At 67.0% G+C, this 23269-nt stretch carries 28 protein-coding genes and 1 tRNA gene; 18 read left to right on the top strand and 11 right to left on the bottom strand.

Going from position 1 to position 23269, the window contains the following annotated elements; all coding sequences use genetic code 11:
• The first annotated feature begins 43 nt into the window (after positions 1 to 43).
• Positions 44 to 1171, top strand: coding sequence for a hypothetical protein (locus NDI65_RS18700; RefSeq protein WP_310894085.1), 1128 nt, complete (start codon positions 44 to 46; stop codon positions 1169 to 1171).
• Between the two features lie 199 nt (positions 1172 to 1370).
• Here NDI65_RS18700 and NDI65_RS18695 read toward each other — a convergent pair whose 3' ends face one another.
• A complete protein-coding gene (locus tag NDI65_RS18695; protein ID WP_089776971.1) occupies positions 1371 to 2054 on the bottom strand; it encodes a helix-turn-helix domain-containing protein in 684 nt (227 codons plus the stop codon).
• Positions 2055 to 2275: 221 nt separating this feature from the next.
• Positions 2276 to 3187, bottom strand: a complete 912-nt coding sequence (locus tag NDI65_RS18690) for a hypothetical protein (protein WP_089776972.1) — start codon at positions 3185 to 3187, stop codon at positions 2276 to 2278.
• A 54-nt stretch (positions 3188 to 3241) separates the two neighbouring features.
• Here NDI65_RS18690 and NDI65_RS18685 point away from each other — a divergent pair, with 54 nt between their 5' ends.
• Entirely contained in the window at positions 3242 to 3928 is a 687-nt protein-coding gene (locus NDI65_RS18685; RefSeq protein ID WP_089776973.1) for a lipoate--protein ligase family protein, read from the top strand.
• A gap of 120 nt (positions 3929 to 4048) precedes the next feature.
• A complete protein-coding gene (locus NDI65_RS18680) occupies positions 4049 to 5338 on the top strand; it encodes a dihydroorotase (protein ID WP_310894084.1) in 1290 nt (429 codons plus the stop codon).
• A gap of 42 nt (positions 5339 to 5380) precedes the next feature.
• Here the strand turns inward: NDI65_RS18680 and NDI65_RS18675 are convergent, their stop codons facing one another.
• Complete coding sequence (locus NDI65_RS18675; RefSeq protein WP_310894083.1) at positions 5381 to 5833, bottom strand: hypothetical protein; 453 nt, start codon at positions 5831 to 5833, stop codon at positions 5381 to 5383.
• A gap of 127 nt (positions 5834 to 5960) precedes the next feature.
• On the opposite strand from NDI65_RS18675, the gene NDI65_RS18670 reads away from it, so the two are divergent.
• Positions 5961 to 6482: a hypothetical protein gene (locus NDI65_RS18670; RefSeq protein WP_089776976.1), complete on the top strand. Its 522-nt coding sequence runs from the start codon at positions 5961 to 5963 to the stop codon at positions 6480 to 6482.
• A gap of 48 nt (positions 6483 to 6530) precedes the next feature.
• On the opposite strand, the gene NDI65_RS18665 is transcribed toward NDI65_RS18670, so the two are convergent.
• Positions 6531 to 7241 carry a DUF5806 family protein gene (locus tag NDI65_RS18665; protein ID WP_089776977.1) on the bottom strand — a complete coding sequence of 237 codons (711 nt, stop codon included), beginning with the start codon at positions 7239 to 7241 and terminating at the stop codon, positions 6531 to 6533.
• Between the two features lie 119 nt (positions 7242 to 7360).
• On the opposite strand from NDI65_RS18665, the gene NDI65_RS18660 reads away from it, so the two are divergent.
• Both NDI65_RS18660 and NDI65_RS18655 read left to right on the top strand, forming a co-directional pair.
• Positions 7361 to 7729: a universal stress protein gene (locus tag NDI65_RS18660; RefSeq protein WP_089776978.1), complete on the top strand. Its 369-nt coding sequence runs from the start codon at positions 7361 to 7363 to the stop codon at positions 7727 to 7729.
• The gene (locus NDI65_RS18655; RefSeq protein WP_310894082.1) at positions 7726 to 8280 is read left to right on the top strand and encodes a GNAT family N-acetyltransferase; all 555 of its coding nucleotides are present in this window, start codon (positions 7726 to 7728) and stop codon (positions 8278 to 8280) included. Before NDI65_RS18660 ends, NDI65_RS18655 begins: the two co-directional genes overlap by 4 nt.
• A 40-nt stretch (positions 8281 to 8320) precedes the next feature.
• Here NDI65_RS18655 and NDI65_RS18650 read toward each other — a convergent pair whose 3' ends face one another.
• On the bottom strand, positions 8321 to 8776 hold the full coding sequence (locus NDI65_RS18650) for a universal stress protein (RefSeq protein WP_089776980.1): 456 nt from the start codon (positions 8774 to 8776) through the stop codon (positions 8321 to 8323).
• A 101-nt stretch (positions 8777 to 8877) separates the two neighbouring features.
• Here NDI65_RS18650 and NDI65_RS18645 point away from each other — a divergent pair, with 101 nt between their 5' ends.
• Together NDI65_RS18645 and NDI65_RS18640 are read left to right on the top strand one after the other, a co-directional pair.
• The gene (locus NDI65_RS18645; RefSeq protein WP_187367430.1) at positions 8878 to 9339 is read left to right on the top strand and encodes a universal stress protein; all 462 of its coding nucleotides are present in this window, start codon (positions 8878 to 8880) and stop codon (positions 9337 to 9339) included.
• A 96-nt stretch (positions 9340 to 9435) separates the two neighbouring features.
• Positions 9436 to 10698 carry a phosphohydrolase gene (locus NDI65_RS18640; RefSeq protein ID WP_089776982.1) on the top strand — a complete coding sequence of 421 codons (1263 nt, stop codon included), beginning with the start codon at positions 9436 to 9438 and terminating at the stop codon, positions 10696 to 10698.
• A gap of 59 nt (positions 10699 to 10757) precedes the next feature.
• Here NDI65_RS18640 and NDI65_RS18635 read toward each other — a convergent pair whose 3' ends face one another.
• The 3 genes from NDI65_RS18635 to NDI65_RS18625 are packed head-to-tail and all read right to left on the bottom strand — an operon-like array spanning position 10758 to position 12104.
• A complete protein-coding gene (locus tag NDI65_RS18635; protein ID WP_089776983.1) occupies positions 10758 to 11186 on the bottom strand; it encodes a DUF5807 family protein in 429 nt (142 codons plus the stop codon).
• Positions 11187 to 11240: 54 nt separating this feature from the next.
• A complete protein-coding gene (locus NDI65_RS18630) occupies positions 11241 to 11678 on the bottom strand; it encodes a hypothetical protein (RefSeq protein ID WP_089776984.1) in 438 nt (145 codons plus the stop codon).
• Between the two features lie 24 nt (positions 11679 to 11702).
• Positions 11703 to 12104, bottom strand: a complete 402-nt coding sequence (locus NDI65_RS18625; protein ID WP_089776985.1) for a 30S ribosomal protein S6e — start codon at positions 12102 to 12104, stop codon at positions 11703 to 11705.
• A 154-nt stretch (positions 12105 to 12258) separates the two neighbouring features.
• On the opposite strand from NDI65_RS18625, the gene NDI65_RS18620 reads away from it, so the two are divergent.
• Positions 12259 to 12561, top strand: a complete 303-nt coding sequence (locus NDI65_RS18620; protein WP_089776986.1) for a rubrerythrin-like domain-containing protein — start codon at positions 12259 to 12261, stop codon at positions 12559 to 12561.
• A 3-nt stretch (positions 12562 to 12564) separates the two neighbouring features.
• Here the strand turns inward: NDI65_RS18620 and NDI65_RS18615 are convergent, their stop codons facing one another.
• Positions 12565 to 13083 (bottom strand): high-potential iron-sulfur protein, encoded by a 519-nt coding sequence (locus NDI65_RS18615; protein WP_310894081.1) that lies wholly within the window; start codon positions 13081 to 13083, stop codon positions 12565 to 12567.
• 114 nt (positions 13084 to 13197) lie between these two features.
• Positions 13198 to 14292 (bottom strand): aminopeptidase, encoded by a 1095-nt coding sequence (locus NDI65_RS18610; RefSeq protein ID WP_310894080.1) that lies wholly within the window; start codon positions 14290 to 14292, stop codon positions 13198 to 13200.
• A 141-nt stretch (positions 14293 to 14433) separates the two neighbouring features.
• Here NDI65_RS18610 and NDI65_RS18605 point away from each other — a divergent pair, with 141 nt between their 5' ends.
• The 9 genes from NDI65_RS18605 to NDI65_RS18565 all read left to right on the top strand — a co-directional run bounded on the left by NDI65_RS18605 (position 14434) and on the right by NDI65_RS18565 (position 22838).
• On the top strand, positions 14434 to 15306 hold the full coding sequence (locus tag NDI65_RS18605) for a hypothetical protein (RefSeq protein WP_310894079.1): 873 nt from the start codon (positions 14434 to 14436) through the stop codon (positions 15304 to 15306).
• Positions 15307 to 15423: 117 nt separating this feature from the next.
• Positions 15424 to 16323 (top strand): phosphogluconate dehydrogenase (NAD(+)-dependent, decarboxylating), encoded by a 900-nt coding sequence (gene gnd / locus NDI65_RS18600; protein ID WP_089776990.1) that lies wholly within the window; start codon positions 15424 to 15426, stop codon positions 16321 to 16323.
• A gap of 150 nt (positions 16324 to 16473) precedes the next feature.
• Complete coding sequence (locus tag NDI65_RS18595) at positions 16474 to 17052, top strand: 2Fe-2S iron-sulfur cluster-binding protein (protein WP_089776991.1); 579 nt, start codon at positions 16474 to 16476, stop codon at positions 17050 to 17052.
• Between the two features lie 183 nt (positions 17053 to 17235).
• Positions 17236 to 18702: an MATE family efflux transporter gene (locus tag NDI65_RS18590; RefSeq protein WP_310894078.1), complete on the top strand. Its 1467-nt coding sequence runs from the start codon at positions 17236 to 17238 to the stop codon at positions 18700 to 18702.
• 62 nt (positions 18703 to 18764) lie between these two features.
• Positions 18765 to 18837, top strand: a tRNA-Arg gene (locus NDI65_RS18585).
• A gap of 173 nt (positions 18838 to 19010) precedes the next feature.
• A complete protein-coding gene (locus NDI65_RS18580; protein WP_008610516.1) occupies positions 19011 to 19247 on the top strand; it encodes a hypothetical protein in 237 nt (78 codons plus the stop codon).
• Positions 19248 to 19335: 88 nt separating this feature from the next.
• Positions 19336 to 20967: a MarR family transcriptional regulator gene (locus NDI65_RS18575; RefSeq protein ID WP_089777008.1), complete on the top strand. Its 1632-nt coding sequence runs from the start codon at positions 19336 to 19338 to the stop codon at positions 20965 to 20967.
• A 1006-nt stretch (positions 20968 to 21973) separates the two neighbouring features.
• On the top strand, positions 21974 to 22219 hold the full coding sequence (locus NDI65_RS18570) for a hypothetical protein (RefSeq protein ID WP_089777009.1): 246 nt from the start codon (positions 21974 to 21976) through the stop codon (positions 22217 to 22219).
• A gap of 202 nt (positions 22220 to 22421) precedes the next feature.
• On the top strand, positions 22422 to 22838 hold the full coding sequence (locus tag NDI65_RS18565; protein WP_139043095.1) for a hypothetical protein: 417 nt from the start codon (positions 22422 to 22424) through the stop codon (positions 22836 to 22838).
• A gap of 312 nt (positions 22839 to 23150) precedes the next feature.
• Here the strand turns inward: NDI65_RS18565 and NDI65_RS18560 are convergent.
• Positions 23151 to 23269 (bottom strand): integrase core domain-containing protein (locus NDI65_RS18560; RefSeq protein WP_310893828.1); only part of this gene is annotated, 119 nt, incomplete at its 5' end.

The following is a 23269-nucleotide window of genomic DNA, read 5'->3' as shown; positions in this document are numbered from 1 at the left end:
GGGCGGCAGCAACACCTACCTTCGGGTCGGTCGAACGAGGGATATGGAGACGCCAGACGAGACGACGGTCCGCGCGGTCGAGTCGTGCCGGGGGCCGCTTCCCGAGACCGTCGACGGCGGGCGGGTGCTGTTCGGGTTCGACGGCTACGTCGACCGCGTTCGGGAGTTCGTCTCCGAGCGGCAGTCGGCCGACGCCTACGAGCGGGTGCCGACCCTCGAAGCGTTCGCCGACCGCGTGAACGACTCGGTCGACGCCGAGAGCTCGCTCAGCTTCGAGTGGATTCAAGCCGGCGTCCGCACCGGCGGCCACGTGAGCCACCTCGCGCGCGCCTTCGACCGATTGGGGTTCGACCCCGGAGTCGTCGGCTGCCTCGGCGACCCGGTCGAAGAGCCGTTCGCCGAGGAGTTCGGCCACCTCCCGCTGGAGACCCTCGGGTCGCCCGGCTACACCGACGCCGTCGAGTTCGGCGACGGGAAGCTGATGCTCACCGAAATCGGCGCGCTGATGACGCTCGACTGGGCCGGCATCGAGTCGCGGGTCGGCCTCGACCGGCTGGCCGAACTGGTCGACGGAGCCGAACTCGTCGGGATGGGCTACTGGTCGGAGATGCCCGAGCTACCGGACGTGGCCCGCGGCCTCCGCGAGGAGCTGTGGCCGACGCTCTCGGACCCGCCGGAGACGCTGCTTTTGGACCCCGGCGACCTCAGAAAACGGGAGCCGGCCGTGGTCGCCGCGGGCGTCGAGCAGGTGTCGGCGCTGGACGACGCGGTTCGCGTCGTCGTCTCGGCGAATCGCTACGAGACACGCTACCTCGCGCGGCTGGCGGGCGTCGAGAGCGACGACTTCGGTCGCGAGTCGCGGGCGGCGTTCGACCACCTCGGCGTCAGCCGGTTCGCGGGCCACGGCGTCGACGCGGCGCACCTCGTCGACGACGGGGGGACCGCGACCGTCGGCGTCCCCCGGACGGACGACCCGGTGTTGACGACGAGCGCGGGCGACCACTTCAACGCGGGCCTCGCGCTCGCGCACGTCCTCGGCCTCGGCCGCGCGGAGTCGCTCGTCGCCGGCAACGCGGTCGCTGGACACTTCGTCAGAAACGGGTCGCCGCCGACGTACGACGAACTCCGGGCGTTCGCCTCGGCGTATCTCGATTACTTCGACTCGGATTAAATACCGATTGTCCACACAAGGGTCAGATATATTACTAGAATCGCCGTACCGATATGTGTCGGTAGCACCCCCACACGGGCGCACCGCCGGAGGGTCCGCGTGTCGCCTCCGTCCGGGCGCGGTACCGACCCCACCGTGGCATCCAGCGCCCGGGTGCCACCTCCCCACCACGGTCCCGTTCTGACGCACCGTCGGCTCTTCACTCGGACCGCGGGTCGCGTTCGAGGTCGTCTATCGCCGACCCGACGAGATGTCGGAGCGCTCTGCGAAGCCGCTGTGAGAGCGCCTGCTCGGTGATGCCCAACTGGCTCGCGATGTCGTCGAGGGCAGTCTCTTTCGGCGTCTCGAAGTAGCCCCGTTCGAAGGCGAGTCGAAGCGCGGTCAGTTGCTTCTCCGAGAGGGCGATGTCCGGCGGGTGGCGCTCGTCGAGGCGGGCCGGTTCGACGCGGCGAACGTCGATGTCGATGTCGCGGGAGAGACAGGCGTCGTGGAACCGGGTGGTCAGTTCGTTCGACGGGAAGTACACCGAAAGCGACCAGCCGTAGCTCGTGCCGACCATCCGCCGGACGATGCCGTCGCACTCGTGAATCGCCGAGATGATGTCGCCGTCGCGGGTCGCCCACTCGCAGCGGTAGAGCCGACCCTCGGGGCCGTCGGAAATCGGTTCGAAGCGGTCGATGCTCGCGTGGTCGTCGAGCAGGCCGTCGAGCGCCTCGCGGTCGCTCCCGCGGGCGACGAAGTACGGGACCGGTTCGCCCGTCACCGGGATACCGCCGACGAGCGTGAGTTCGAACTCGGGGTCGTCGAGCGCCACGTCGGAGGACGGCCCGGCCAGCGGGTGTCCGAGTTCGACCTCGTACCCGCTTGCGTGGTCGTCGGTCATCGCGGCGGGAAGCCGACGGCTGCGTCGAAAACCCAACCGACGGCACGCGCTCGTATGTCGAGTCTCACAAACGGAGAAAATTACGGGCGAGCGAAGGATATTTTTTGCGGAGCCTCACCCTTTCATAGTAAAGGCATTTAAAAGTGAGCCCTCAAAATGGAGGGGAGTGTGGTCGCCCCCGGCGGGCGCTCTCGTGTCAGCCGAACATTATTTCTGCGGTATCAGTCGAGTCGAATCGGGTCGGCGCTGGGACGAATCGCGACCGACACCTCGTCGCCGACGGCGAACTCGTGACCGGGGCAGACGACTTTGGTCCCGAAGCCGACGCGAGACGCGAATAGTGACAATCCGGTGACTCGAACGCCGTCGACGAGTACGTCGAAGTCGGTCCACGGAACGTCGCGGCCGGCGGTCCGGCCGACCAGCTCGCCGAGGAGCGACAGCGACTGCCCGCTTTCGACGGGCGAGAGCGTGCCCCCGAACCCGTAGTGAGCGAGGCCGCCGTCGAGGACGACGCCCTCGTCGCTGGCGAGGCCGACGAACTCGTCGGGTCCGACCCCCGCGTCGGCGCGGGCCGGGGCGTCGAGGACGACGAACGTCTCGGCCGTCTCGACGACGGTTCCCGTCCCGTCCCAGTCGAGCGGCGAGACGGTCACGTCGGGCGAGACCGGGAGCGACCCGCGGGCGCGGTGGTGGTTCGCGTCGGCGGCCCGGAAGCCGAGGTGGACGTGGTTCGAGACCCACGGGGCGAAGAACCCCGAGCGGACGAGTCGTCCCAGCGAGTCGCCGACCGCGACCTCGTCGCCCGCGTCGACGCCGGGGTCGACGTGGAGGATGCGCGCGACCAGTCCGTCGCGGGGGTCGTCGTCGGGGTCGCCGAGCCAGTCCAGCCCGGACGCCTCGGCGTCCACGTCCACGAGCACGAGGTACTCGTCGTCGTGGGCGTAGGGCTTGTCGGGCGCGCGGACGGTCCGCGTCTCGCGGACGACGCCCCCGACGGGCGAGCGGGCCACCGGGTCGTCGTCGGCGACGTAGAGGTCGATTGCGCAGCCGCCGTCGTGGGCGGGGTACGGCGAGTTGTAGAGCGAGAAGCGCTCGAAGCGCGAGAGCGTCGACCGCGGCAGTCGCAGCATGGTCGTCGGGACGTGACGGGTGCGCTTAGGTACGTCGGGGTGTTCCTCTCGGGTATGCGCGTCATCCGCGGCCGCGGGCCCGACCGGGAGGCGGACCGGGCGGTCACCGCGGCCATGCTCCGCGAGGCGGGCGAGGCGGGCGAACCGGCGTTCCGCGCGTGGACGCCGCACCGACAGCTCGCGTTCGGCAGGCGCGACACCCGCGCCCCGCGGTACGACGAGGCCGCCGCCGCCGCCGAGGAACGCGGCTTCCCCGCCGTCGAGCGTTCCGTCGGCGGCCGGGCCGTAGCCTACACGGGAACCACCGTCGCGTTCGCCCACGCGCTCCCGCTCGACGACGCCCGGAGCGGTCTCGACGCGCGGTACGAGGCCGGAACGACCGCCGTCGTCCGCGCCCTGCGGAGCCTCGGCGTCCCCGCGCGGCGGGGCGAGCCCTCGCAGTCGTACTGCCCCGGCGACCACTCGGTCCAAGCGGGCGGGAAGCTCTGCGGCCTCGCCCAGCGGGTCCGAAAGGAGAGCGCGCTCGTCTCCGGCGTGGTCGTCGTCGCCGACCGCGACGAGATAGCCGACGTGCTCGCGCCCGTCTACGAGGCCATCGACGTTCCCTTCGACCCGAACTCGGTCGGCAGCGTCGCCGACGCCGGCGGTCCGGGAAGCCCGGACGCGGTCTGCGACGCCCTCGAAACCGTCTTCGTCGGCGACGCGGAGACGCGAGTCGAGGACGCGGCCGACCTCGCGTGAGCGACTCGGGACGGGGCCGACAGCCGGGCGATGCGGCCGGCCGCGACCGCTCCGCGAACCACCGGAGCCATCACTACCCGAACCGCCGGACTTAGCACCCGGCGCGTCGCACCCCCTCGTATGCGAATCGAGAACGCGACGCTGGCCGACGGCCGCGCCGTCGACGTCCGCGTCGAGGACGGGACCGTCGAGGCGGTCGGCGACCTCGACCCCGTCGCCGACGAGGAGACCGTCGACGCCGAAGGGAACCTGCTTCTGCCGGGCGCTATCGACGTGCACGTCCACTTCCGCGAACCGGGCTTCGAGCACAAAGAGACGTGGGAGACGGGCGCGAAAAGCGCCGCCGCGGGGGGCGTGACGACCGTCGCCGACCAGCCGAACACCGACCCGACGACGACCGACGGCGCGGGCTTCGACGCGAAGGCAGAACGCGCCGCGAACGCCTGTATCGACTACGGCATCAACGGCGGCGTCACCGCCGACTGGGACCCCGACAGCCTGTTCGACCGGCCGCTTTTCGCCCTCGGCGAGGTGTTCCTCGCCGACTCGACCGGCGACATGGGCATCGAGGCCGACCTGTTTGCCGAGGCCGCGGAACGCGCCGGCGAGGCGGGCGTTCCCGTCACGGTCCACGCCGAGGACGCCGACCTGTTCGACGAGTCCGCAATCGAGGGCGACCTCGGCGGGGTCGGCCGCGACGCCGACGCCGACGCGTGGAGCGCCTACCGGACCGCCGAGGCCGAGGCGGTCGCCGTCGAGCGCGCCGTCCGCGTCGGCGGCGAGACCGGCGCGCAGATTCACATCGCCCACACGAGCACGCCCGAGGGCGTCGACGCCGCCCGCGACGGCGGCGCGACCTGCGAGGCGACGCCGCACCACCTGTTTCTGTCCCGCGACGACCTCGCCGAACTGGGAACCTACGGCCGGATGAACCCGCCGCTACGCTCCGCGGAGCGCCGCGAGGCCATGTTCGAGCGCCTCGCCGACGGCCGCATCGACGTGGTCGCCACGGACCACGCGCCGCACACGCGCGAGGAGAAAGAACAGTCGCTTCTCGACGCCCCGAGCGGCGTCCCCGGCGTCGAGACGATGGTTCCCCTGCTTCTCGGCGCGGTCGTCGCCGGCGACCTCACCGCCGAGCGCGTCCGCGACGTGGTCGCCGCGAACCCCGCCGACGTGTTCGACCTGCCGCGCAAGGGCCGAATCGAGGCGGGCGCTGACGCCGACCTCGCGCTCTACGACCTCGACGCCGCCCGCGAGATTCGCGACGCGGACCTCCACTCGAACTGTGACTGGACCCCGTTCGAGGGCCACACCGGCGTCTTCCCCGAGTGGACGATGCTCCGCGGCGAGTTCGTCTGGGACGGCGAGGGCTTCGGCGCGGTCGCCGGCGAGAACGTCCGCGACTGACCGGAGGCGGGAACCGGCACGGGTCCGAACCAGTCCGAATCGTCAGAACCGCGCGGCCGCGACCTGTGCGCCCTTCCAGCCGACGCCGACGAGCACCGCGAGCGGCGCGGTCAGGACGACGAGCGAGACGGCCGACCCGGCGAGGCCGCCGAGGCCGCCGAGCGCGGACGACAGGACGACGGTCCCGAGGAAGCCGCCCACGGCGAGCGCCGGCGCGACCAGCGCGTAGGCGAACAGCCAGCGCTGTCTGCGAGTGAAGTGGACGCCGTATCCCGGTCCGGGCGGGATGAGCAGGCCGCCCGCGAGGAGGACGAAGCCGACGAGCCCGAACACGAGGAGGAAAAAGCCCGCGAGCCCGTGGGCGAAGCCGTCGCTGCCGGGCGGGGGCGGGGGCATCGTGACGGCGGTCCACCAGACGACCGCGAGGAGGGCGACCCCGGCCCCGGCGACGGGGAGTTGGAGCGAACCGAGGACCGCGCGGAGCGACCATCGCATCGGGCCGACTGTCGGCCGGTGGACAGATAGCTGTACCGCAATCGCCGCCCGGGCGTCGGCTGAGTGGCGGGCGTATCCGATGCAAGCGAATCCTTTTCCCGTCCGACACCCCGAAGGAGTGACACGCATGACCGACGAGCAGACGCCGCCGCGAGGCCGCGGCCCGAACGCGGACGAACCGCACGCACTCACGGGACTGCTGTCGTTCTGGGAGACGGTCGTGGAGGACGCCGAGGCGACCGCGGCCGAGTACGAAGACGAGGGCTGGGAGACGCTCGTGCTCCACCCCGGCGACGTGACGGTGCTGCCGCCGGCGAACCTACCCGACGCGACGGAGCGCGTCGGCTTCGACGTGCTCGTCCCCGGCAGCGAGTTCGACGCGCTGTCGTCGTGGGTCGAGTCGGCCGCGTTCGACCGCTACGACGTCTACCGCGCCCGCGAGGACGACACCGTGTTCGCCGTCTCGGTCGTCCAGGACGCCGCGGCGTCGAAGGCCGTCGTCGTCCCGCTGTACTACGGGCTCGACGAGGTGGACGCGATGGAGACGAAAGCGCGAGAACGGGGCGAACTCCGGCTCTACGTCCGGCCGGTCGAGGCCGACCGACGGGTCGAGTTAGTTCAGTCCGAGCCGGAGCCGCTTTTCCCCTGACTCCGCGTCAGCGCGGAGTCGGCTCTGAACCGACCCCGCCGCGGGGCGTCACTCCTCGTCCGACAGCTCTTCTTGCCGCAGTTCTGTGCTCGCCTCGCGCACCTCGCGCATGACGCTCGAAATGCGCTCTTCGGCTTCGAGTTCCTCTTCGACCGAGAGGTCCACGCCCTCGACTTCGAGCAGGAACTTGGCGATCTCCGTCACCTCGTACATCATCTCGTCGAGTTCCTCGGCCGTGAAGAAGCCCGACATCGCGCCGTAGAGGAACGTCGCGCCCGACTTCCGGACCTTGTCGCGGAACGCAGAACGGGCCTGGTTGACCGCCTGCGGGGTGTAGGTGTCGGTCATGAAGGGGACGAGTTCGGGGAGGTTGTTCCCGATTTTCGTCATCTCGACGCCCGTCTCGGTTCGGAAGTCGGCGCAGAGCCGCGCGATTGCCCACTCGCGGGCCGTCACGTAGGTCCGCTGGCGGAGGAAGTCGTTGACGCGGTCGTACTGCGCGCCGTCGACCTTCTTGAACCGGGCGTACTTCTGGACGTCCTCGGGGACCGCGTCCTCGGCGTCCTCGGCGTCTGGGCCGGAATCGTCTCCGGCCACGTCCGTCGATTCCGCGGCCGCCTCCGAAGTCTCGGGCTCCGCGTCTGCCGGCTCCGTGTCTGCCGCGGCGTCGTCCGCCTCCGCTCGCGCGTCCGCGTCGGGGCGAGCCGTCTCCTCGGCGTCGCTCGCGCCCGTCTCGAACTGGTCGGACTCGTCTGTCATACCGCGGGCTACCGCGGCACGGCCGAAAAGGGTTCCGCGACGTTCGGTCCCCGCCGACGGGGGTGGGGCCTTCCGTTTCCGGGTAAGGGTTTTCTATCGCGCCCGCGAGATTGGGAATCATGAAGGTACTGCTCGGAATCGGTGGCAGCGACGATTCCATCCGGGCGCTCGAAACGACGGTCGAACGGACGGCCGAGGTCGGCGACGATCTCACGGTCGCTATCGTGGAGAACCCGTCGGTCGAGCGCTCGCGCGAGGACATCGAAACGCGCGTGACGGAACTGCTCGGCGAGCGCGGCGTCGACGCGACCGTCCGCCGACTCGACGGCGACCCGGGGAGCGCGCTCGTCGACCTCGCCGAGAACGAGGGGTTCGACCAGTTGGTGCTCGGCGGCGGCGAGACGAGTCCGATGGGGAAGATACAGATCGGCAACATCGCGGAGTTCGTCCTCTTGAACTCCCACGTGACCGTCACTCTGGTACGATGAGCGACCGAACGTTCTCAGACGCCGTCGCCGACCCCTACGACGCGCCGCCGCTGTCGTTCACCGACAGGGAAGACCGCACCATCGAGGTGCGCGCGCACGACGGCTCCGACGAGGAACTGGAAGCGCTCGTCGAGATGTACGACGCGTTCGACCCCTCGGACCGCGCGCAGGGCATCCCGCCGGGCCGCGAGGACCGCATCCGCGACTGGCTGGAGAACATCCTCGACGAGGACTGCCTGAACGTCATCGCGTGGGACAGCGACGAGGTGGCCGGTCACGCGACGCTCGTCCCCGACGGCGACGCCTACGAACTCGCCATCTTCGTCCACCAGACCTACCAGCGCGCCGGCATCGGCACGCGGCTCATCAAGGCGCTGCTCGGCTACGGCCGGGTGTCCGGCGTCGAGAAGGTGTGGCTCACGGTCGAGCGGTGGAACCGCGCGGCGGTCGGCCTCTACCAGACCGTCGGCTTCGAGACGAGCGACGCCGAGAGCTTCGAACTGGAGATGACCATCCGGCTCGCCGAACCGCCGGACCAGGAGGGCGGTTGAGGGCGGCGGCGGGCCGCGACGGCGACCGACGAACCGCGATTCAGACCGAGAGCACGGGCTGGCTGGCGTACAGGAGGACGTACTCGGCGGCCTTGGCGAGCACTTCTCCGGGGTCGCCCGAGACCGGCTCTCGGGGGACGACGATGAAGTCCGCGTCGAGTTCTTCTGCGGTGTCGAGGACGACGCTCCCGGGGTGGCGGAGCTTGCTCGTCCGCGAGAAGCCGTAGGCGACCGAGGTGGTGACGGGAACGTCGGCGGTCTCGGCGAGGGACGACACCGTGTCGGTGACGGCCTTGCTGTCCTCGGCGACGGCGTCCTCGTCGACGACGCCCTGCTCTATGGCGCGGACGACGTCCTCGCCGAGGACGTGGACGGCGTGGACCGCGGCGTCGTACTCGGCCGCGACGGCGGCGGCGTACTCCGCCGCGCGCGTCGCCTCCTCGCTTTGGTCGACCGGCACGAGGACGAGGTCGATAGAGAGCGGGCGCGGTGACATGTCCCCACCTGCGTCGGGGGACGACAAAAAACTCACCCCACGGTCCCGGCGGCCGGCCGCCCCAGACTGGTTTTATGCCGCCGCGCCGTGAACCCGGAGGCATGTTCGACACCATCGTCATCGCCACCGACGGTTCGGCGAGCGTTCGCCGGGCGGTCCGCGTCGCCGTCGACCTCGCAGAGCGGTTCGACGCGTCGGTTCACGCGCTGTACGTCATCGACGCCGGCGACGTGGAGACCGCGCCGGAGCGACTGCGCGAGGAGATGCGCGACGCGCTCACCGAGCGCGGCGAGGAGGCGCTCGCCGAGGTGGAGGCCGCGACCGACCGCGAGGTGACCGTCGCGGTGCGAGAGGGCCGCCCCGCGGCCGAGATTTCGAGCTACGCCCGCGAGGTGGACGCCGACGCCGTCGCCATGGGCACCCGCGGCCGACACGGCGAGAACCGCTTTCTCATCGGGAGCGTCGCCGAGCGCGTCGTCCGGACCTGCCCGGTGCCGGTGTTGACGGTCCGCCAGTTGGAAGCGGGGACGACGGACTCCCTGCTGAGCGACGAGGCCGCCTGAGCGGAGCCGCGGGTCGGTCGCCGGCCCCGGGCGTCCGACGCGGTCGCCGCCGACGGAATCGGGAGGAGTTTTCCCCGTCGCGTCCGAGTTCGGCGTATGGAAGACGAGCTTATCGACAGTTCTCGGCTCTCGCTCCCCCGCAAGTCCGTGCTCCCCGGTGCCGGATTCTTCTACCCCGACGAGTTCGACGAGGAGCGCGCCGAAGAGCGCGCCAAGGAGAAACTCGAAGACGCGTCGGTCGCGGTCGTCACCGACACCGACGCCGACGGCCTCGGCTGTGTCGCCCTCCTCCGGGAGGCCTACGACGCCGCCCTCGACGTGGCCGACTTCGAGGAACGCATCGAGGAGAGACTCGGCGACGAGGACGAAGACGAGGACGACGAGGAACCCGCCCTCGCCGGAGAAGACGAAGAAGAGCGCCCGAAATCGCCGGTCGCGCTGATGGGGTCGAGTCCGTACTCGCTGGAAGACGACCTCCAGCGCGTCGCCGACTACGCCCCCGAGGGCGTCGAGGTGTACGTCTGCGACCTCTGTCCGGACAAGTTCGAGTACGTCGAGGAAGAACTGGCCGCGCTCGTCGAGACGGCGGGCGAGATTCACTGGTACGACCACCACCAGTGGAAGCCGGAGGTCGCCGAGGCGGTCCGCGAGGCCGGCGTCGACCTCGTCGTCGGCGAGTCCGACGAGGAGTGTTCGACCGACGTGACGCTCCGCGAACTCGACTACGAGTTCGACGAGCGGTTTTCGGACCTCGCGGCCGTCACCCGCGACCACGACCTCTGGCTGAACGAAGACGAGCGGAGTCAGGACCTCGCGGACTACGCCTACTGGACCTCGAAAGAGGAGTACGTCGCCGTCGTCGGCGCGTACGGCGCTGACCTCCCGCCGGTCGTCGAGGAGTACATCGCCCACCGCCGCGTCGAAAAGGAGAACCTCATTCAGGCCGCCGTCGACCGCGCCGAACTGAAGACCGTCGGCGACTGGACGGTCGGCGTCACCTACGGCCGCTGCTCGCAGAACGAGGTCGCTGACGCCCTCCGCGAGGCGGGCGCGGACGCGGCGGTCGTCGTCAAGCCCGCCGGGAGCGCCAGCATCCGCGGCTCCGACGACTTCGAGCGGTGTCACGAGGTCGCCGACCTCGTCAACGGCGGCGGCCACCCGAAGGCCGCCGGCTGTAAGCCCGACATCTACGACGACATGCTGGACTACGCCCACCACTGGACGACGCAGGGCGCGACGACGAAGCGCGTCATCCTCCGGGCGTTCGAGCAGGTCGCCGATGCGGTCGAGAAGGAAGAAGCGGAAGCGGAAGCCGCGGCTGACGCGGACGACGACGAAGGCGTCGAGACCGAGCGCTAACGGCGAACGCGACTCGGAAAGCCAATCGGAAAAACCAGCGCCGAACCCGAATCGGGGGGTTACGCGTCGTCGACGACCCAGCGGTCGGAGTACGTCGTGCCGCAGGTACATTTGGCGTAGGCGTGGACCACGTCGCCGTCCTCGTAGATTCCGCCGACCTCCTCGTTTTGCGCCTCGGCGAACGAGAAGATGAACTTCACCTCGTGGTTCTCCTCGGCGGCCGCCTCGGGGCAGGTGCCGCCGCTGAGGTCGTCGTCGATGTCGCCGTCGTTGCCCATGGCGGTCTGGGCGAACTCCATGGCGTCCATGCCCGTGCCGGCCGCGAAGGCGCGGCGGCCGTCGTCGCCGGGGACGACGAGGACGTAGCCGTTGTCGACTTCGACGCCCATGTTCGGGAGTTTGCCCTGGCTGTCGAGGTACTCGTGGGTGAGATAGAGCGCCACGTCGTCGAGGCGCTCGCCTGCGAGGTACTCCGTTACCTTGCTCATACCCCGCCTAGTGCGGTCGGTGCGTAAAAGCGGCGTGTCTCGGAGCGCGACCGGTCACTCGTCGGACAGGCCGAACTGCTCGGCGATGTTCGAAAGCGAGTCGTTCGGGCGCTCGGTGATGCGGTACACCTGTCGGACCCCCGGCACGCGGAGGCCGTACTGGTAGCCGTCGTCCAGTTCGTCGAGTTCGACGGCGTCGCCGTCGGACCGGTCGTGTTCGCGGCACCACTCGACGAGTCGGTTCTCGCCGTCGCTCGGGGTGCGCGCGAGGCGCTTGTTGTCGTACGCGCCGCGAATCACGAGCCCCGAGGCGTCGGCCGAGAGACGGGCGTGATAGGCGGTGCCGCCGAGGTGGAGACGGACGAAGTCGCCGTCTTCGGCGAGCACGTCGTCGGGGACGCGCAGACAGGGGCGGCGGGTCCCGCCGCTGCGGGCGACGTTCGCGCGGAACGTCTGGACCGACGGATGGTCGGAGGGCAGTTGCTCTGGCACGGGAGAGAGAGGAGTGAGACGGCGTTATTCGTCGGCTTCTTCGTCGTCGCCCTCGCCGAAGGCGGCGGCGACGTCGCCCTCGCCGGCGACGACTTTCGCGTTGATCTGGACGGTCTCGCCGGAGACCTCGCGGCCGCGGACGGTGACGCGCTTGCGCTCGCCGTCGCGGGACGGCTTGTAGCCGATTCCGTCTTCGGCGAGGATTTCCTTGAGCGCGCCGCCGGGCACGTCGGGGTGCATCGGTCGGCCGGCCTTGTCCGAACCGCCCGTCAGTTCGATGGTGAACCCGTCGAGACCGACGGCCGCGCCGTCGACCTCGTCACCGAGGTCGCGGCCGAGGAATCGGTTTGCGTCCTGTCCTTCGACGTCGACTTGGTAGGTCGCACCGGTGTCGGGGTCGGCGACGACGACCATGAATTCTGCCATGCGCGGATGAAAACGGTCGCGGATAAAAAGTACGTCGAAAGCGCGTCTCGGGACCGAACCCGCCGAATCGGAGCGAAACCGCCGAATTCGGCGGTGTCAGCGAGAACGGAGTGTACTGGCAAGAGTTAACATCCGACACGACGTACACCGTAGCATGAGCAAGGATATCGCCACGCGTGAGCCTGCAGACCTCGTCAGAGCCAAATCGAGGGCGCTGGTCGGCCCCGAGCCGACGGACCTCGTCGAACGACGCCCGACGGAGTTGGTCGAACGCCGGACCGACGCGCTCGTCGAGCGCCGGACGGAGACGTTAGTCGAGGCCGAACCGACGACGCTCGTCGAGCGCTCGTGGTACGAGTGTACCACCTGCGGCTACCGCTCGGGACACGGCGTCTACGAGCGTGTCTGCCCGCAGTGCGGCGGGTCGCTGAAGAACATCGGCGTGGCTCAGGAGTGAGCCTCAGGCGACGAACGCGGTCTCGCCTCCGTCCTCGCCCTCTTCGGCTTCGGCCTCCTCGATAGACTCCCAGAGCGAACACCAGTCTTCGGGGTCGATGTAACCCTCGACCTTCGCGCAGGCACCGAAGCCGTCGCCGTTCTTGTCGGGGATGTACTCCGCGCAGTTGCCGCAGTTCCGCCCCGCTTCGGTGAGCCCCGCCTCGACGGCGTCGTCCGCCTCTTGGAACTTGACCGCCTCCTTCGTGAACAGGTCGTCGGGGTCCCGCCGCTCGTTCGCCTGCGAGAGCGCGGTCCGGTACGGTTCGGGGACCGGGCCGTGTTCGAACTCCTCCTCGGAGACGCCCTCCGGGCGCTCCTCGTCGTGGTCGTCGTCGGCCGCTTCGGTCGCCGTCGTCGTCTCCGTTTCCGTCTCCGTCTCCTGTTCGCCGCCGCCACCGCCGAGACACCCGGCGATTCCAACCACTGCACCACTCCCCGCCAGTTCGAGGAACCGTCGCCTCGTTCGGACGAATCGTACCATAGCCGGAGCTACGTCGCCGCGCGGTTTTAGTAAGTGTAGAGTTACCACGTGTCGTGGTATCTTAATCGTCTCAACTCCCGCGCAGACCGCGTCGGAAAACGGCGCAGAGAGGGCTCAGAACCCGTCTTCCCACCGGAACGTCCCGTTCCGCTGGACGACCTCGCCGTCGACCTCGATGCGCGAGTCCTCGCTCATGTCGGTTATCATGTCCACGTGGACCGCGGACTGGTTGCCGTCTTCGCCCTCGGGGAGGCACGCGCCGTAAGCCCGACCGACCGCGAGGTGGATAGTGTCGCCCATCTTCTCGTCGAAGAGGATGCTGTCGGTGAAGCGGTCGATGCCGCGGTTCATGCCGATACCGAGTTCGCCGAGTCGGCGCGCGCCCTCGTCGGTGTCGAGGATGCCGGCGAGGGCGTCCTCGCCCGCGCCCGCGGAGAAGTCCACGACCTCGCCGTCCTCGAACGTCAGGAGGACGTTCTCGACGCGCTGGCCCTCCAGCGTCATCGGCACGTCGAAGAACACCTCGCCCTCGACGGCGTCCTCGACGGGCGCGGTGAACACCTCGCCCGACGGGAGGTTGTGGGAGTCGTAGGCGACGGAGGCCGCGGAGTTGACCGCGGTGCGGCCCTCGATTGACATCGTGAGGTCGGTGTCGGCCTTGACGATGCGGACCTCCGACCCGGCGTCGAGCACGTCTTTCATGTTCGCCATCTCGTCGGCGAGTGCCGACCAGTCGCGGAGAATCGCGTCGTAGACGAAGTCGGCGTACTCCTCGAACGACATGCCCGCCTGCTGGGCCGCCGCGCGGGTGGGGTGGACCGTCGAGACCCAGTCGGTGTCCATGCGCGCCTCTTTGACCTCGCTCGTGGCGCGGCCGTAGGCCTGTCGCGTCTCGGTCGGCACGTCGGCGGTCGCCGCCGTGTTGCGGGTGCCGCCGAGAAAGAGCACCGAGTCGGCGGCCTCGTAGAGGGCGAGTTCGTGTTCGGGAAGCTCGAAGTCGCCGTCGTGCGCGCGGAGGTACGCCCGCTGGACCTCTTCGGAGGCGTACGTCGTGACGACGTTCGCGCCGCGCTCGCCGAGGGCGTCGGCGACGGCGACCGCGAGGTCGTGTGCCCCCTCGCCGACGGAGACGACCACGTCGTCGCCGGCCTCGATTCGCGCGCTCCAGTCGACGAGCACCGCGGCGTGCTCGTGGATGCGTTCGTCCATACGCGACCCTCGCGCGGGGCGGTAAAAACGTCGGCGTCTGCGGGCGTAAGGCCGCCCGACAGCGGACCCGCCGCCGGCCGGGCCGGAGAGCGGGCCGAGCGTTACAGAACGCTTATCGCCCGATATTTGCCATCATCTCCCGTGACTTCCATCGCACTCGCCACCTCCGAGGACCTCCCCGGACTCGTCGACGACGACGCCCCGTTCCTCGCGGCGCTCCGGGAGCGCGGCGTGACCGCCGAGCCGGTCGTCTGGTCCGACGAATCGGTCGACTGGGGAGGCTTCGACGCCGTGGTCGTCCGGTCGATTTGGGATTACTACCGCCACCCGAAGGCGTACGCCGCGTGGGTCGACCGCCTGTCAGACGCCGACTGCGCGGTGTGGAACCCGACGGCGACGCTCGACTGGAACAGCCACAAGTTCTACCTGCGTGACCTCGCCGACGCCGGCGTCTCGACCCTGCCGACCGAGTACGTCGAACGCGGCGGCGACGTGGACCTCGAAGCCGTCTTCGAGACGCGAGAGTGGGACGAACTCGTCGTCAAGCCCGCCGTGAGCGCGGGTGCGTTCGAGACGAGACAGCTGAGTCGCGCGGAGGCCGCCGACGCCCAACCGTGGGTGGACGACCTCGTCGCGGAGAAAGACGTGCTGGTGCAGGAGTTCGCGCCGGACATCGAAGACGGCGAGTGGTCGCTCGTCTTCTTCGGCGACGAGTTCAGCCACGCGGTGGTCAAGCGCCCCGAGCCCGGCGACTACCGCGTCCAAGAGAAACACGGCGGGAGCGTCCACGTCGAGGAGCCGAGCGAGACGCTGCTCGACAACGCCCGGCGCGTCGTCGACGCCGTCTCGGCCCGCCTCGGCGGCGACCCGCCGCTGTACGCCCGCGTCGACGGCGTGGAGCGCGACGACGACTTCCTCCTCCTCGAAGTCGAACTCATCGAGCCCGAGCTGTTCTTCCGGACCGACGACGCCGCAGGCGACCGATTGGCCGAGGCGCTGTTGGCGCGGCTCTGAGCGGGCGGTACCGACGGCGGAGGTACGGTCTCGACGGCGAGACGGTTCGGTCCCGGCAGACGGCCGCGCACGCGCCAAACCACAACCACTACCACCCCCCGCGGACGATGCCGACGCATGCAACTAGGCGTCATCGGCCTCGGCCGGATGGGGCGCATCGTGGTCGACCGAGTGCTCGATGCCGGGCACGAGGTCGTGGCCTTCGACCTCTCGGCGGAAGCCGTCGCGGCGGCCGCCGACGCGGGTGCCGAACCCGCGGACAGCGTCGCCGACCTCGCCGACCGACTCGGCGACGACAAGCGAATCTGGCTCATGGTCCCCGCGGGCGACGCGGTGGACGCGACGCTCGACGACCTCGACCCGCATCTCGACGGGGACGACGTGGTCGTCGACGGCGGCAACTCACACTTCGAGGAGTCGGTGCGGCGCGCCGAGGCGTGCTCGGCGGCCTACCTCGACTGCGGGACCTCCGGCGGTCCGGCCGGTGCCGAACTCGGCTTCTCGCTCATGGTCGGCGGCCCCGAGTGGGCCTACGACGAGCTAACCCCCGTCTTCGACGCCGTGGCGACCGGCCCCGCCGGCCACGGCCACATGGGCGAGTCGGGGTCCGGCCACTACGTGAAGATGGTCCACAACGGCGTCGAGTACGCGCTGATGCAGGCGTACGGCGAGGGCTTCGAACTGCTCGCCGAGGGCCGCTACGACCTCGACCTCGAATCGGTCGCCAAGACGTGGAACAACGGCGCGGTCATCCGCTCGTGGCTCCTCGAACTCTGCGAGGAGGCGTTCCGCGAGGAGGGAAGCGACCTCGGCGACGTGGACGACCACGTCGCGGGCGGCTCGACCGGTACGTGGACGGTCCAAGAGGCGCTCGAACAGGAGGTCCCGGTCCCGCTCATCTACCAGTCGCTCGCCGAGCGGTTCGGCTCCCGCGCCGACGACCGCTTCTCCCGCCGCCTCGCCAACCGGCTCCGGTACGGCTTCGGCCGCCACGAGGTCGCGCGGAAAGACGACTGAGGGAACGACGCGTCGGCTTCGGCACAGCGGCCGGGTCCCCTCGATACTGTGGGAACCTCTGCGAGACCCGCGTCTCGGCGGCGAAATCGACCGCCCGCGGGTGCCGCCACAATCACAATTTCCTTAACCCCTCCCTCCATATCCGCCCTTATGGCAGTCATCAGTCTGGTGGGTGTCGGGGCCGGTATGGTCCTGGTACTCCTCGTCGTCGCCCTGCACTACTCGAAGGGCACCGGCTGGGAGCCGACCGCCGACATCACACAGGAGGTCCTCGAACGCCGCGCGGCGACCGTCGCAGAGACCGACTTCCCCGAGCCGATGAACCGCTCTATCGGCGGCGGCGGCGTCGCCGCTGTCGGGGCCGGTGAAGAGGGGGCCGAACTCGAAGGCGAGGAGGCGGAAGAAGAACAGAGTCCCGCCGACATGCCCGAAGACGAAGTCGAGTACTTCGAAGTCGAGTTCGTCAAGCAGGGCGAGACCATCGAACTGGCGAGCAACGAGACGGTGCTCGACCAGGGCGAAGACGCCGGGATGGACCTCCCGTACGCGTGCCGACAGGGCCAGTGTGTCTCCTGTTCCGCGAAGATTACCGACGGCCCCGCCGACGAGTACGTGACTCACTTCAAACAGGAAACCCTCTCAGACGAGGAGATGGACAACGGCTACACGCTCACCTGCGTCGCCTACCCGAAAGCCGACTTCACCATCGAAACCGGCGAAGCGCCGTAACGCGCCGAATCGCAACCACCCACCGTTTCTCGCGACGCCGTCCACCCTCCGAGCCGCGCCCGTCCCGTTTGTGCCCGCCTGTCGGCTCCCGGGTGAAGGGTGTCACTCCCCCTCACTGCCCGCTCGACCGACGACGACGCTAATCGACGGTTTCAAACGGTCTCCGCGAGTCTCACCTGTTCAGTGTCCCTCCCCGAAGGCGGTTCCCTCACCGAAGGCGACCTCAAACGCCCGATGTTCGAACTGGCGTGGCCGATTATCGTCACCGAACTCCTCCAGGTGGCGTACAACCTCGCCGACACCGTCTGGCTCGGCCGACTCTCGACCGACGCCGTCGCCGCCATCAGCCTCGCGTTTCCGCTCATCTTCCTGCTCATCTCCGTCGGCGGCGGCTTCACCGTCGCCGGGAGCACGCTCGTCGCCCAGTACACCGGCGCGAAAAGCGAGGGCTCCGCCGGGACCGTCGCCGGACAGACGCTCACGTTCATCACCGTCATCGCCGTCGTCGTCGGCGTCATCGGCTTTTTCGCCACCGACGCGATGCTCGGCGTCCTCCCGAGTTCGGAGGCGACCGCCGGGCAGGTCATCCCCCTCGCCGGCGACTACATGCGCGTGTTCTTCCTCGGCCTGCCGTTCCTGTTCGGCTTCTTCGTCTTCTCCGCGCTCATGCGCGGCTACGGCAACACCCGCGCCCCGATGGTCGTGATGTTCATCAGCGTCGTCATCAACATCGTCATCGACCCCGTGTTCATCTTCGGGTTCGACGCCAATCCGCTGTTTTCGATGCTCGGATTAGAGGGCGTTCAAGCGAGCCTCTTCACCGCCACGGGCTTTGACGGCTTCAAAGTCGCCGGCGCGGCGTACGCGACGGTCCTCTCTCGCGCCGTCGCCACCGTCATCGGCATCTACGTCATCTTCGGGACGAGCGCCGGCCCCGACGTGCAGCTCGCCGACTTCCGCCCGCAGTTCGAGTACATCAAGAAAATCGTCGATATCGGCGTCCCGAGCGCCATCGAGCAGTCCGCCACCGCCCTCGGCTTCATCACCCTCACCGCGATGGTCGTCACGTTCAAACCCGAAGTCGTCGCCGCGTTCGGCCTCGGCAACCGCCTCACGTCGCTGGTGTTCCTCCCGGCGCTCGGCCTCGGACGGGCGACGAACACCATCGTCGGCCAGAACCTCGGCGCGAAGAAACCGGAGCGCGCCGAGAGCGCCGTCTGGCTCGCCGCCAAGGTCGGCGCGAGCGTCATGCTCGTCACCGGCGTCCTCGCGTACGTCTTCGCCGAACCCGTCGTCGCGTTCTTCCTCCAGACCGGGACGGCCTCGGCCGCCCAAACCATCGATCTCGGCGTCGAGTACATCCGCATCCGCGCGTTCGAGTTCGGCTTCATCGGCGTCCTCCAGGTCGTCCTCGGCGCGTACCGCGGCGCGGGGAACACGAAGACCGCCCTCGGCTTCTCGCTGTTCGCGCTCTGGTTGGGCCGCGTCCCAATCGTCTACCTGCTTTCGTTCCAGTTCGGCTTCGCCGAGACGGGCATCTGGCTCGGGATGGCCGTCGGGCAGATTCTCGGCGCGATTGCGGCCACGGCGTGGTTCACCCGAGGCACGTGGAAACACAGCGTCGTCGACGCCGACGCGACCGGAACGTAATCGGCCGCCGGCACGGGTTCCACAACGGTTTTACGTCGGTACCGTGTAGCTCCCTCCGCTGAGGGCCCGTAGCTCAGTGGACAGAGTGCTTGGTTCCGGACCAAGATGTCGCGGGTTCAAATCCCGTCGGGTCCGTCCAATTTTTTGGCGTTTTCTATATGTAGAAAACGTCCGACTCACGACTGCTACCGGCTGGTCTCGTCGCGGGTATATATATTCGCGAGCGGGGGCCGAAAAAGAGTCCACCACGAAACGGAACGCGGGTCGCCGTTGTCTTGCGGTCAGGCGGGACAGACGGGGTGGTCAGCATGATGCTGCTCGACTCGGAGAGCCGAAAGAGCAGTTGTCTCAACTGTGGGTCACACGTCACCCGGGACTTCCGCCGCGTCTACGGTGACCGCGAGGACCGCGCCCACCGCTGTCACGAGTGCGATACGCTGGTCCGTCTGCAGCGCGGTTCCGCGGGCGGTCTCGACGTTCCGATTCCGGACCCGTGGGACGGCGCGCCCGGTCGCCACGGCGGTAATCCGGAGCGGTGGCAATGACGGTTCGCTGTCCGTCCTGCAGCCGCAACAGCGACTGCATCTTCCGCTGTGAGTACTGCGGCCGCGATCTCGCGGAGGAGGACCGGCGGTGAGTTCCGTCGCGAGCGCACCCCACGAGACGCGCGGTGATCTGCTCTACGACGAGTACGGTTCCTCGCCGTACTGGGCGGTTCGCCAGCTGTACAACCACATCGACGGTGGAGTCTCGAAAGTCGAAGTGGAGGTGCCTCGCCTCGAGGACGACGGAACCGAGACGTGGGAAGTCTCGATGGGCTTCCACCAGTCGGGTCTCTCCCCGCGAGAGGCAGACACGGTAAACTCGCTTCTCGAGTACGACATCAACGCCTACGGCGAGGGTGAGCGGAAGCTTCCAGTCTGTGTGCAGCCGCGACTCGCGTGGTCCGACGAGAACCGTCCTGACAGCGTACCTGCGACGCTTGGGCCAGCCACGAACGTCAAACTGCAGAACGTCGTCAATCTCGAGTTAGACGAGATCCCGCACGTCTTCAAGTGGGTGATGCGCCGAGTCTGCGAGAAAGTCGGCTTCGACTGGTCGCGCAAGTACTTCGCCGAGGAGCCACACGAATTCTCGACGATAACCCAGCACGAGCGGTATCTTCGGATCGACCGCGATCAGGCGAAGAAGCTGGTTCGGCGCGACGGCGTCTTCATGCGCTTGTTCATGCTCTCGGCCGACATCGAGGGTTCGCACGTCGTCTACGATTCGAACAACGAGGACGTAGTCGGCTACAACCACCAGCTCCGGCTCGACCGCTCGGCTATTGCTGATCTCTTCCCGAACAGTCAGCACCGCCCTCGAGGGCTTCAACTGAAGCACTACCACCCGCAGTACGTGCGTGAAAGTTCGAACGATGACCCGCTGTACCATCCGAAACTCGGCGCGCTGTACAAGAAGAATCTGAACCGCGATCAAGCGGTCGCGTGGGACGACCGCCACGATCTGGTTGGCGACCTGGAAGAGAAACTACTGAACGTCCTGTCGTGGGCAGATATCCCGACTCGACCCGGTATGTGGTTCGTCTCGGACGACCACTTCAGCGCGGTCGCATCCGACCGGACTATCGCGCTGTGGGACGACCCGACGCCGCAGATCGAAGCGTCTCAGGAGTCGGTCATCATGCGGACGCTCTCGCGGCTCACCGACGCGGACCACGACGTACTCGAGCACTTGGCGCTCACCGACGGCGGAACGAGAGTCGGTGAACTCGAGGACGGAACCGGCTGGTCCTCCACGACGATCTACCGCGTTCTGCAGCGTCTCTCGGGACTCCTCGAGAACGACGGCGGAGTCGTGAAGTGGGTCTCTTCGAAGATCGCGCAGGAAGTGCGCGAGCTGGTGAGCATCGCAGACGACGTGGTGGACTCGGTCGCCGGTCGCATCGAGAACGTGTTGAACGTCGATCCACGCGATCTGGAGCGGTCGGGTCGTGCCCTGCAGAACTGGCTGAACCGCTACGGAGCGGAAGTCGTCGCCGGGATGGACGACCGCAACGACCGCGTGCGGATTCGCATTCGGACGGTACTCACTCGGTCGAAGAACTCCACGGCGACCGGCGAGTACCTGCCCGACGTGCTCGAGGAAGGATACAGCGCGTGGTGCGACGCCGGACTCGACTCTCGGAGATTCCTCAACGCGATTGTGACCTATGACCGGGCGTACGGTCCCGTGCAGAACACGGTCGCTCAGAAGCACCTGTAGCCGGTGGCCTTCTGAGTGGCAACGCTCTCGGTCGGTTCCTTCTTTTATATACTACGTCGCTGTTTTCGGTCGAACCCTGTTTTCGGGTGGAGTCTCGATTCTCCGCGAGCGGCCGCACTCGAGGAGATCGAGCGGGCGCTGTTTCGTCCGGTGGGACAGCCCCCTTAGGGAGTGTGACTAACGTCACAACTTCGAAAAAATAACCCTCCGCCTCCGCAACTCCAGGTGATCCACGCGAAGGTTGGGTGTGAAGTTCTGATTGAATCTCTCTCGTTATTTTCAACACCAGTAGCTAGGAACCTAGTTGGATTTCGACAATCGTCTATTGCCGTATTCGTCGTTTTAGACACCTTCTACCCCAAATATACACTTTCACTTTCACTCCGCACTGCGAACCCTTATGTGCAAACATCGACAACTGACGTTAACCCGTATGACGGACCCTCTCAAGGCTCCGGTTCAGAACGCGTGGGGAGGAGGTGAGACCAAGATGAGAAGATTCAGCAAAGCTAAGCTTCGACGGCTTCAGCGCCAACTTGAGCGGGATATGGAACGTCAGCTCAAGAAGGAACAGCGCAAAGCCGAACGGGAGCTAAAGCGTGAACAGCGTCGCGCTGAGCGCAAGCTCAAGCGACAACTCCGGCGACTATAGCGGCTTACACCTGGTCCCATTTTTCCTCCTGTGGTAAGTGAACTGACTGACAGAAATATCTTTGTCGCATTTCGTCGGAATGTTCCACTTGACCCACGCCGATCTTGCAGCTCCTCGAGCACCTTCACAACCAAAATCGAGTCCTCACGGGGACCGACCACCACCGGAGCCCCGCCAAACCGAACCATACTGTAAGTAATTATACGCCGCCAAGGGGGTGTGTGGTGGTGGCCGTTCCTCGAAGTATACGTGGTCTAGCAATTTCACGTTCTACACCGACCACGGCCTGTATTCGTAATGGGTGACTTAGGAGATAGAACTAAGTAGGATTGGGTGGCCGGTGAGGTGTCAACAATGGTATTCCGAAAGCTCCGAAACCACGACGGCACCCCGCTTGTTGCACTCGACCGCGACGATCTCGTCCTCGACGGCGTCATCCCCGCAAACGAGGAGGATCGAGAAGAGAAGACCATGCACGTCCAACGACTCGGAAGAGAGGTGTATGTTGTTCGGCCAGTTCCCGAAGATGGGCCGATCACGCCGTTGGGGGAGACCGAGCTGGTGCAAGGGCTTGTTGGACAGCAGATACAACAAATGTAGTATAGACTCTAGACTCAAAATCGTATCATGTTCTGCTAGCTCGAATGCTCTGACCCGACCAACCACGTAATCCGCTCTAGTCACTCCTTTCTAGACTAGATCAACTAGTCGTATATCGCGCCTAGAAGCCCCACAGACAAAGATTTAAGCTAATTCCGTTTCATGATCAAATGTAGAATAGAATGTCGAACAATAGCAATCGATGACAAAAATGTCTGCATCTCAAAGAAGAAAGCAATTCCTCAGAACTGTCGAGGACCTTGAACCAATCAATGCTGTCCGAAGCGAAAAGGGAGAAAGGAACGTTTGGCGGCTCAGCACAGATTCTGGTTCAAAACTCCTCTGGATCCACTACAACAAGCACTTCAAGTTCTTCGGTGGTGCATGGACGAAAAACACGAACCTTGCCAAAGGTAATGAGTTGGTCCATGCGTTCATAGGTGGAGGGTCCGGTGAATACTACATCGTGCCGGATGCCGACCTACACTCTGGTGACTTTTCGCTACCAACCCAAAAGAAGGGAGGAGGACACTGGAAACTGGAGAAGGCTTACGGAAAGCCATCAAACGGAACGGTCCTCGAGCAAGGATATACGAACCTTTCACTGCTCTACGAGTAAGGATAGATCCCCCAAATACGCTCGTGAGATGATTTTCTGGTTTCACTCCCCGGGGTCAGGCGTGAATGTATACGACATCCTCGATATATGCACCTCACAGCCGTCAGCGACAGTCAGCGTGCATAGATTCAGACCAGCTCGAGACGGTGGCTGACGTAGTTGGGGTCAAACCATTCGAAGTATAAAAAGAATTCACGCTCTCCCACTCAAAATACACGCAAACCGACCCCCGGTGCATACATCTGTAGATAATACAGGATGCTACTCGATACTATAGTAATTTATCTGTTATTTTATTAATGCCGGCACTGTCTAGTTAGTCGCCTCCTCGACCGGTGTTCGTCCGTCGAGCGCTTGATGCGGTCTTTGAAAGTTGTAGTATTGCACAAATTGTATGAACCACTCGCGGACGCTTCCGTGACTGCCCACCC

Origin of the sequence: Haloferax sp. S2CR25 (genome assembly GCF_031624535.1) — an archaeon.
GTDB classification, from domain to species: Archaea; Halobacteriota; Halobacteria; order Halobacteriales; family Haloferacaceae; genus Haloferax; species Haloferax massiliensis.
This window is presented reverse-complemented; position numbering and strand designations above follow the sequence as displayed.